We start from the raw sequence: 8,717 nt of genomic DNA, 5'->3' as shown, positions 1-8,717 counted from the left end.
TCTAAACTGCGAAGTTTGAGTCATATATATGGTAGTTTGGTAAGGATACATGGTCTATACCGTATGAATAGAAGGACAATGACGAGGTACAGGCCAGAGGAATGTAAGGATCGGCAGTGCGATACATTGCCGATCTGATTTTTTCATTAGAAAATATTATCATATGCTCAAAAATTGTTCTATTAATATAGTGGTCATTTCCTATTCCATATTGTAAAGGATTTTAGTAGAATTAGAATGTAAGAACATATAGGGAGTGATATTGATTGAAGTACGTGTTGGTCATCAATCCCGGATCCACTTCCACGAAAGTGGCCATATTCAGCAGCGAGTCCGTTGCACTTTATTCTGACATCATCGAGCATGAAGCGGGTGCGCTTTCTGGCTTCGGGCATATCAGCGAGCAGCTTCCTGTGAGAAGGGAAGCCATATCCTCATGGATAAGGAGCAAGGGACTGACGAAGGATGATTTCATTGCAATAGTAGGCAGGGGAGGAATCGTAAGGCCAATAAGGTGCGGAACCTACCTTGTGGATGATGCGCTATTCTCTGACCTCAGGGATGCGAAGGTAACTGAGCATGCTTCCAACCTGGGCGGTATCATAGCAAAGGAGATGGCTGATTCCGCAGGGATAAATGCCTATATAGTAGACCCTGTATCCTGTGACGAGATGAACGAGCTTGCCAGGGTCACCGGGTTCCCTGGAATAGAAAGGGGATCCCTTGCGCACTACCTTAACATCAAGGCTGTAGTAAGGAGGGTATGCAGGGAGAAGGGCTATGACTTTTCAGGTGACAACTTCGTGGTAGCCCACCTTGGAAGCGGCTTCTCCATAGGGCCTGTCGAGGGTGGCAGGCTTACCGACGTCAACAACGCCAACGAAGGAGGACCTCTCATGCCTGAGAGGAGCGGAACCCTTCCTTTGTCCGGAGTGGTCAGGCTTGCCTACAGCGGAAAGTACGAGGAGAAGGAGCTTTTGAGGCTTCTCCAGAGGAAATCAGGACTTCTGGCTCACCTTGGCACGAACGATGCAAGGAAGGTCGAGAGGATGATAGATGAGGGCGACGAGCATGCGAAGCTCATCTATGACGCCATGGGATACCATGTGGCAAAGGAGATAGGTGCTGCGGCAGCTGCCCTGAAGGGCAGGGTGAAAGCCATAATCCTAACAGGAGGACTTGCATACAGCGCATACATGACTTCCCTCCTGACTTCCTATGTGGATTTCATTGCGCCTGTTGTGTTGGTTCCGGGAGAAGACGAGATGAGGGCGCTGTTCGAGGGTGCCAAGAGGGTGCTTGACGGCGAGGAGACACCGCTGAACTATGAGGAGGAGATCATAAGGTGAAGAGCTTTGACGAGATATACGGTAAGATAAGGGCAGGAAGCATGAAGACCGCAGCTGTCGCGGCTGCAGGGGATGATGCGGTGCTTTCAGCGGTTGTGAAGGCAAAGGAGATTGGCATCTGCGATTCCATACTTGTGGGAGACGGGGAGAAGATACGTGAGATCGCGGGGCATGAAGGTCTTGATGTATCGGGCTTCAGGGTTATTGAGGAAAAGGACCCGAAGAAAGCTGCATTGGTTGCAGCATCCCTTGTACGGAACGGCGAGGCCCACATGCTTATGAAGGGCCTGGTTGATACTGCAAGCCTCCTCAAGGCGGTCCTTGACAAGGAGAACGGACTGAGGAAGGGCGACCTCATCAGCCATGTGGGAGTGTTCGAGATAAAGGGCTATGACAGGCTGCTTGTGGTAACTGATGCGGCATTCACCATAGCACCGACACTCAAGGAGAAGAAGGCAATCCTCGAGAATGCCGTGGACTTCATGCACAGCCTTGGAGTGGATGTGCCGAAGGTTGCACCTGTCTGTGCAGTCGAGGTCGTCAATGAGGCTATGCCTGCGACACTCGATGCATCAATGCTTTCGAAGATGAACGAGAGAGGTCAGATAAAGGGCTGTATAGTTGACGGCCCGCTTGCGCTGGACAATGCCATAAGCATTGAGGCAGCTGAGCACAAGGGCATAAAGGGTGAGGTCGCAGGAAGGGCGGACATACTCCTCATGCCAAACATCGAGGCGGGTAACGTACTGTACAAGGCGTTCACCTACACCGCTGACTGCAGGCTTGGAGCGATACTCCTTGGAGCGAAGGCTCCTGTTATACTCACCTCGAGGGCGGATTCCTTCGAATCAAAGGTTAACTCAATGGCGCTTGCTGCGATGCAGGCAATGGCACAGGAGGGCGTATTTTGAAGAAGCTTCTTATAATCAACCCAGGTTCGACATCCACTAAGATCGGGATATACAATGACCTCACAGAGGAGAGCTCCGTGACACTCAGGCATGAGGCGAAGGAGATCGAGCAGTATCCTGACATATTCTCACAGTATGGCTTCAGGGTGAAGGCCATAACAGATTACCTGGAGGAGAAGGGAATAGCTCTCGGGTCCTTTGATGCCTTCGTCGGAAGGGGCGGACTGCTGAAACCCATTGAAAGCGGAACCTACAGGATAAGCGAGGAGATGCTTTCCGACCTTAAGTCCGGCGCTTACGGCCAGCATGCTTCGAACCTGGGCGGTGTCCTTGCGCATGAGCTTGCGAAAGAATCAGGCAAGGAAGCCTTCATAGCTGACCCTGTGGTTGTCGATGAGCTGCAGGAGGTAGCGAGGATCTCAGGAATGCCTGAGATAAAGAGGAGGAGCATATTCCATGCGCTGAACCAGAAGGCTGTGGCTAAGAGATATGCTAAGGAGACAGGCAGGGAATACGAGAGCCTGGACCTCATCGTCTGCCACATGGGCGGAGGAATATCTACGGGTGCACACCACAGGGGAAGGGTCATAGATGTCAACAATGCCCTTGATGGTGAGGGTGCATTCTCCCCTGAAAGAAGCGGAGGTCTGCCGGCAGGTCAGCTTGTCGACATGTGCTTCTCGGGTATGTATACCCAGCAGGAAATAAGGAAGAAGATAACAGGAAGAGGCGGACTTGTGGCCTATCTTGGGACCAATGATGCAAGGGCTGTGGATAACCTCGCGCAGTCAGGCGACAGGCAGGCGAGGCTCATATTCGATGCCATGGCTTACCAGGTATCAAAGGATATAGCAGCCAATGCCGCTGTCCTCAAGGGCAGGGTGGATGCAATAATCCTTACGGGAGGAATAGCCTGGTCGAAGAACATAGTCGAGATGATAAGGCAGAGCGTTGGCTTCATCGCCGAGGTCGTCGTGTATCCAGGTGAGGATGAGCTTCTTGCGCTTGCTGAAGCTGCAGTCAGGGTCCTGACGGGTGAGGAAGAGGCAAAGACATATTGATTTTCATGGCGGGACACTTGTCCCGCTTTTTGATACAAAAAAATTCTGTTTTGATGAAATTGTGATTTACTTATATAATATTCGGAATTTGATAAAATGAGAGTTGATATTTTACCAAATCAAAGATTTTAAGAATCTCAGCACATAAAATCGTAGGTATTTTGAGCTATTCATAATAAATATAAAAATTGGTCTTTGTAACCGTTTTAATGTAAAATTATAGGTGGAAAACATCCGGATTCCGGATAATTATAAAAAAGGGTTGAAGAACTTGGAAAAGCTTATTATCATAACCGGGCACTTCGGCAGCGGCAAGTCCGAGATAGCCATGAACCTGTCGAAGAAGCTGAGGAAGGAAGGGGAAAAGGTTGTCCTTGTGGACATAGACATAGTCAACCCTTACTTCTGCATAAGGGATTTCAGGGATGAGCTGTTATCCGAAGGGATCGAGCTGGTATCTGCAAGCCCTCACCTGTCCAACGCTGAGCTCATGGTAGTTCCTCGTCAGGTGTCAGGAGCCTTCTACAGGGAGGATTCCTGCGTGATCATGGACATCGGGGGCGATGACATGGGAGCTGTGGTGCTGGGTCAGTACAACGCGCACCTTAAGGACAAGCCCTACGAGATGTATTTCGTGGTGAACACACTGAGACCCCTTACCTCAGACGGAAGGTCCGTCCTGGAGTACATGGAAAGCATCGAGAGGAGCTCAAGGCTTAAGGTCACGAAACTCATTTCAAACACCAACATGTCCTATGAGACCACAGCCGATGACATAATATCCGGTGAGGAGAAGGTCTTTGAGATATCCGAAGCCACGGGACTTCCTGTTGTATATACTGTGGTTAGGAGAGACCTGGTAGATGAGGTCAAAGGAAGGATAAAGGGCGAAATCCTGCCCATAGACATTTACATGAAGCCGCCATGGCGATAATTAGGGAGGAGAGCAAATGCCAAAAGTAGTGTTCAGGGAAGAAAGGTGCAAGAGCTGCGGCCAGTGCGTTATAGCTTGTCCTGTGAAGATAATATCCTTCACGGAGAGGATAAACGAGAAGGGCTACAGGCCGGCGGGGATACCGGATGAGCTCATGCAGAAGTGCATAGGATGCACATCATGCGGAAGAATGTGTCCGGATCTTTGCATCACAGTGTATAAATAGGGGGTGGGGAAATTGAGCGAGAAGGTTCTCATGAAAGGGAATGAAGCAATAGGGGAAGCTGCCATCAGGGCCAACTGCAAGTGCTTCTTCGGATATCCGATAACTCCGCAGACTGAGGTCGCGGCATACATGGCAAGGAAGATGCCTCTTCTTGGAAGGGTGTTCCTGCAGGCTGAAAGCGAGGTTTCAGCAATAAACATGGTATACGGTGCTGCAGGTACCGGTGTCAGGTGCATGACAAGCTCGTCTTCACCCGGAATAAGCCTCAAGGCTGAAGGTATCTCCTATCTTGCTGGAGCGGAGCTGCCATGCCTGATAATAAACATAGTAAGAGGCGGCCCGGGTCTTGGAAGCATTCAGCCGGCACAGTCGGACTATTTCCAGGCTACCAAGGGCGGAGGACATGGGGACTACAACATGCCGGTATATGCTCCGGCATCGATACAGGAAATGGTAGACCTTATACAGGAAGCCTTCGATGTTGCTGATGAATACAAGTCCCCTGTAATGGTTATGGGTGACGGAATGCTCGGTCAGATGATGGAGCCTGTTGAATTCAAGGAGAGGACCACGACAAGGGTTCTTCCAGAAAAGACATGGGCCGCTAACGGCAGAAACGGCAGGGCTACCCATAACGTGGTGAATTCCCTTTACCTGAAGTCTGAAGAGCTTGAAGTACACAACCACCATCTCCAGGCTAAGTTTAAAAAGATGAAGGAGAACGAGACAAGGTACGAATCGTTCAACACAGAAAATGCAGACCTTATAATGGTCGCTTATGGCACCACATCGAGGATATGCAAGAACGTAATAAAGATGGCAAAGGCTGAAGGACTGAACCTAGGACTGATAAGGCCGATAACGCTCTGGCCGTTCCCTGTCAAGGCATTCACCGAGACTGTCACGGATGTCAAGTACGGATACCTGAGCGTAGAGATGAGCGAAGGCCAGATGGTTGAGGACGTAAGGCTCTCAGTAGAAGGCCAGAAGCCTGTATACTTCTACGGAAGGTCAGGCGGAATGATTCCTGAGCCTAAGGATATCATGAAAAAAGTAAGAGAAATAACGGGGAGGGGATAACATGGAAAACCAGGAAATGAAGGTGCTTTTCAAGCCTACAACCGGCATGCTCGATGTTCCCACCCATTATTGCCCGGGCTGCACACACGGCATCATCCACAGGCTTGTGGGTGAGGTCCTTGAAGAGCTCGATATCATCGACAAGACCATAGGAGTAGCTCCTGTCGGATGCTCTGTCCTTGCTTATGACTACTTTGCCTGTGACATGTTCGAGGCTGCCCATGGTAGGGCACCTGCTGTCGCTACAGGGATAAAGAGGGCAAATCCAGACAAGATCGTGTTCACATACCAGGGAGACGGAGACCTTGCTGCGATCGGTACTGCCGAGGCAGTGCATATAGCCGCAAGAGGAGAGAAGATAGTCACCATATTCGTCAACAACTGCATATACGGAATGACAGGCGGACAGATGGCGCCTACAACCCTTCCCGGCCAGGTCACTGAGACCTCCCCGTATGGAAGGGATGTTAAGACACAGGGATTCCCAATAAGGTTCTCAGAGATGGTTGCACAGCTTGATGGAGCACACTATGTAGAGAGGGTATCTGTAGACAAGGTTGCTGCTGTGGCAAAGGCAAAGAAGGCGATTAAGAAGGCCTTCGAGAATGCCATTGCAGGAAAGGGCTTCAACCTGGTTGAAGTGCTTTCTATATGCCCTACAAACTGGGGCCTCAGCACCGAGGAGAGCCTCAAGTGGCTCAGGGAGAACATGATCCCATACTATCCACTTGGCGTTGTCAAGGATATGGATGCTGTCAAGGAGGTTGAAGCGAAATGACCTATGAGATACTTTTCGCCGGCTTCGGCGGACAGGGAATAATGTCCATGGGAAAGTTCCTTGCTTATGGCGGAATGGATGACGGACTTCACGTGTCATGGTGTCCATCATACGGTCCTGAGATGAGGGGAGGAACAGCCAACTGTTCTGTCATCCTTTCTGACGATGACATAGGAGCCCCTGTGATCACAGAGCCTGATGTCCTTGTTGTCATGAACAGGCCTTCACTGGACAAGTTCGAGCATATTGTGAAGCCAGGCGGCCTAATCATCGTAGACAGCGACCTGGTCAACAGGAGCGTTGAAAGGAAGGATGTAACTGAGATAAGGATACCTTCACAATCAATCGCCACTGAAATAGGAGCCAAGACCATCGCAAACATGATCCTCCTTGGAGCTGTGGTGGAGAAGATAGGAGTAATCCCAATGGATGTCCTCCTCGCTTCACTTAAGGAACACGGCAAGGAATCATTCTTCGAGATGAACAAGCTGGCAATAGAAAAGGGAATAGAGGCTGTAAGGAAGGAACTCGTTACAGCATGATTAAAAAGGAAGCCTCGACGGCTTCCTTTTCATTTCACGACATATTTCACGAATAGCGGTGCGATACAAACAACAATTGCAACCCAGACAAGATAAAGTGCTATCTCAAACTCCAGCCTGATATCCATAACCGGATTGAAGACAAGAAGCATGGGTATTGCCGTAGTGAAAAGTACCAACCCAATTCTGGACAGGAATGTTATTTCATGGGTACTGCTGCAGCTGGTACATGTTATTGGTTTGTAGCCCCATAGAAGTGACTTCTGTATGGCTTTCCACGTAAACTCTTTAGAGCATTTCTGACAGTTCTGTATGACGTTCACCTCCTGAATCATATGAGTTTTGATAAATGTGAAAACAGCCTATTCTCAAGAATTGACCAATATTTCAATCTAGGCCGGGAAGAACAGATAGTCAAGATACTTGGATTGATTCCGAGGCTTTCGATTGAAGGTGTTTTGTTCTAGTGTGTATCATAGCCTACATTTAACCTTTTGCTAGCACAATTAGCCAATCGTCCTCCATGAAAACAATTCCGACATTTTTATTTGGATTGACTGTGATATCTGTAATAATACTACCTGAATCATTCTTCTTGACTTTCTTATATCCCAGAAATACTTCGTTTCTAAGTGAAACCAGATGAGTTAACGTATGAAGTTTAATCGGGGTATTGATTTCTACGTAATTTCTGGCTGGCTTCAGATATATTTCTGAGCCTTCTGAATCAAGCAACTCTGCAAAGATTGGGGCCAAATTGCGGTTCTCAGATACCTGGGTCATAATGAGTCCTGTGATGTGATTACTAATGACAAAGTCATTTACATTAGTGACTTGAGCCAATTTCTGGTTTCTGACATCTACCATCTCAGATGTGATGCTGAACTGACGTCCGGACTTCTGTTTCCAATCACGCATTTGCAAAAGTAACATTAATGTCCTTGCATCTGCCTGCTCCGGTGGCAGAGAACTGTCGCTGAGTATCAAGACATGCTCTATTCCACGAGACAAAAGATTTTCAAGATTAGTACGGTCTGCTATCTCCAGCTTAACACATTCAGTCACGATATTATCGAATTCATATTTTGTAATACAGTCATGGTCAATTCCATTTTTGCAATTTCCGGCGAGAGTTACTATAGAGCCTTTGGCAAGAAAGTGATCGAGTTCCTTCAGGATTTGCAATAGAAGAGAACTGTCTCCAAGTATCAGCAGATTATCAGAGGAAGGTTGCCTAAAAGGTTCCAAAGAAAAAGATTGATTGCCAAAATCAAACTGGGGGATGTCCATGGTAGGATGAGATATATTATCATCTTCTGCGATGATTATAAGGTGATCATCATTTTTCAGCTGCAATTCAGGGTCTGGATTGAGCATGCATTTTTCTTCGCGGTATACCCCTATAACTGTGGATTTTGAAAAAGATAGAGATGCATCATGAAAAGTCCAGGTTGCCAGTTGAGGGAAAGCTTCGATATAAATCTCATTTCCTGAAAAATTGAAGAGTTCAGTATAAACTGATGAGAGTCCTGGTTGATAGCTTACATGGGCCATTATCCTTGATATGATCGATTTGAAATGAAGAATCTCAGCAAATCCCTGTCCGGCAATTCTGGCTACATCAATATTATTCTGCTCGTTTATTGAAGCTGAAATATGGATTTTCTGGCTTTCTGGAAATTGTTCTCGAATCTTTTCATCAGTAAGGTAAGTTGAAACTGCGAGCATAGTACGGATAACCTCATGATCTTCAGTAAGGTTTATTATTACTGACTTGCTGGTTTCAATTGAACATCTTTCCAAATCTACTGCTGAACTAGTACTATGTAACATTTA

Annotated in this window: 10 protein-coding genes; 8 read left to right on the top strand and 2 right to left on the bottom strand. The window is 47.8% G+C overall.

Annotated elements, in window-relative coordinates; translation table 11 throughout:
* The first annotated feature begins 275 nt into the window (after nucleotides 1–275).
* The 8 genes from buk (T472_RS05290) to T472_RS05255 all read left to right on the top strand — a co-directional run bounded on the left by buk (T472_RS05290) (nucleotide 276) and on the right by T472_RS05255 (nucleotide 6,881).
* Nucleotides 276–1,349 (top strand): butyrate kinase, encoded by a 1,074-nt coding sequence (gene buk / locus T472_RS05290; protein ID WP_278279638.1) that lies wholly within the window; start codon nucleotides 276–278, stop codon nucleotides 1,347–1,349.
* Nucleotides 1,346–2,260 (top strand): phosphate butyryltransferase, encoded by a 915-nt coding sequence (ptb, locus tag T472_RS05285; RefSeq protein WP_023386591.1) that lies wholly within the window; start codon nucleotides 1,346–1,348, stop codon nucleotides 2,258–2,260. The genes buk (T472_RS05290) and ptb overlap by 4 nt, the downstream gene beginning before the upstream one ends.
* A complete protein-coding gene (gene buk, locus T472_RS05280; protein WP_152975122.1) occupies nucleotides 2,254–3,321 on the top strand; it encodes a butyrate kinase in 1,068 nt (355 codons plus the stop codon). The genes ptb and buk (T472_RS05280) overlap by 7 nt, the downstream gene beginning before the upstream one ends.
* 271 nt (nucleotides 3,322–3,592) lie before the next feature.
* Complete coding sequence (locus tag T472_RS05275) at nucleotides 3,593–4,255, top strand: nucleotide-binding protein (RefSeq protein WP_023386594.1); 663 nt, start codon at nucleotides 3,593–3,595, stop codon at nucleotides 4,253–4,255.
* A gap of 16 nt (nucleotides 4,256–4,271) precedes the next feature.
* A complete protein-coding gene (locus T472_RS05270) occupies nucleotides 4,272–4,481 on the top strand; it encodes a 4Fe-4S binding protein (RefSeq protein WP_023386596.1) in 210 nt (69 codons plus the stop codon).
* A gap of 12 nt (nucleotides 4,482–4,493) precedes the next feature.
* Entirely contained in the window at nucleotides 4,494–5,561 is a 1,068-nt protein-coding gene (locus T472_RS05265) for a 3-methyl-2-oxobutanoate dehydrogenase subunit VorB (protein ID WP_023386599.1), read from the top strand.
* A gap of 16 nt (nucleotides 5,562–5,577) precedes the next feature.
* A complete protein-coding gene (locus T472_RS05260; RefSeq protein WP_040906764.1) occupies nucleotides 5,578–6,339 on the top strand; it encodes a thiamine pyrophosphate-dependent enzyme in 762 nt (253 codons plus the stop codon).
* Nucleotides 6,336–6,881 carry a 2-oxoacid:ferredoxin oxidoreductase subunit gamma family protein gene (locus T472_RS05255; RefSeq protein WP_023386605.1) on the top strand — a complete coding sequence of 182 codons (546 nt, stop codon included), beginning with the start codon at nucleotides 6,336–6,338 and terminating at the stop codon, nucleotides 6,879–6,881. Before T472_RS05260 ends, T472_RS05255 begins: the two co-directional genes overlap by 4 nt.
* A 29-nt stretch (nucleotides 6,882–6,910) precedes the next feature.
* On the opposite strand, the gene T472_RS05250 is transcribed toward T472_RS05255, so the two are convergent.
* Together T472_RS05250 and T472_RS05245 are read right to left on the bottom strand one after the other, a co-directional pair.
* Entirely contained in the window at nucleotides 6,911–7,216 is a 306-nt protein-coding gene (locus T472_RS05250) for a TIGR04104 family putative zinc finger protein (RefSeq protein ID WP_023386607.1), read from the bottom strand.
* Nucleotides 7,217–7,367: 151 nt separating this feature from the next.
* Entirely contained in the window at nucleotides 7,368–8,684 is a 1,317-nt protein-coding gene (locus T472_RS05245) for a CASTOR/POLLUX-related putative ion channel (RefSeq protein ID WP_160319120.1), read from the bottom strand.
* Nucleotides 8,685–8,717 lie beyond the last annotated feature (33 nt).

Source organism: Youngiibacter fragilis 232.1, from assembly GCF_000495435.3.
Lineage (GTDB): Bacteria > Bacillota > Clostridia > Clostridiales > Clostridiaceae > Youngiibacter > Youngiibacter fragilis.
The sequence above is the reverse complement of the archived record's forward strand: the minus strand, read 5'-3'. Positions and strand labels throughout refer to the sequence as shown.

What these genes read in the sequence shown, in the direction of transcription:
- T472_RS05250 (WP_023386607.1), bottom strand. Translation starts at nt 7,216, where the DNA reads ATGATTCAGGAGGTGAACGTCATACAGAACTGTCAGAAATGCTCTAAA.
- T472_RS05255 (WP_023386605.1), top strand. Translation starts at nt 6,336, where the DNA reads ATGACCTATGAGATACTTTTCGCCGGCTTCGGCGGACAGGGAATAATG.
- T472_RS05260 (WP_040906764.1), top strand. Translation starts at nt 5,578, where the DNA reads ATGAAGGTGCTTTTCAAGCCTACAACCGGCATGCTCGATGTTCCCACC.
- T472_RS05270 (WP_023386596.1), top strand. Translation starts at nt 4,272, where the DNA reads ATGCCAAAAGTAGTGTTCAGGGAAGAAAGGTGCAAGAGCTGCGGCCAG.